The organism is Acholeplasma laidlawii (assembly GCF_015709225.1).
GTDB classification, from domain to species: Bacteria; Bacillota_I; Bacilli_A; order Acholeplasmatales; family Acholeplasmataceae; genus Acholeplasma; species Acholeplasma laidlawii_A.
The window spans coordinates 1-644 of the sequence record NZ_JADNRS010000046.1 but is presented as its reverse complement, the minus strand read 5'-3'; the positions used below and the strand labels follow the sequence as shown (position 1 = coordinate 644).

The 644-nt window shown below is 33.9% G+C and carries 1 protein-coding gene; it reads left to right on the top strand.

Annotated features, from left to right (window positions below):
- The coding region (locus IY230_RS04800; protein WP_196370274.1) for an InlB B-repeat-containing protein at nucleotides 1-644 on the top strand (644 nt) is incomplete at both ends.

The following is a 644-nucleotide window of genomic DNA, read 5'->3' as shown; positions in this document are numbered from 1 at the left end:
ACTTATAATATAAACACACATTCTTTAATATTTGATGTTAATGGTGGGACCATAGTAAATAATGACTTATATAATTATGATAGTTTATTACCGGTTCCAACACGTAGTCATTATGTCTTTTTAGGTTGGGCTCTGGAAGAAATTTCAAATAACGGAATTGGTGATTATTATTTACAAACTCCAGACTTATCAATGTTTGAAGGACCGGTTAATATGTATGCGACATGGAGAGCAGAAGAATATACTATTATATTTAATGTTAATGGTGGTGATTCTGTAACACCTACTGAATTAACTGTAATTTATGGAACTACTGGAACATTCCCAATAGCAATTAGAACGGGATTTACGTTTTCGGGATGGTACAAAAATTCAGATGGGACTTCAATTTTCTCAAATGCAGGTACCTTCAGCATTATTGACCTAGGAAACGATGGTGACATCATCAACGTTTATGCAAAATGGATAATTGAATCATACAATCTTGTTTTTGATGAAAATGGCGGTTCTAGTATATTAAACAGCAACTATTTGTTCGGTTCACAACTACCTATACCAAGTCGAGAAGGTTACACTTTTAATGGTTGGACACTTGAGGAAGAACCGACAAATGGTATTGGAACCACATATACTTATACTCCAGA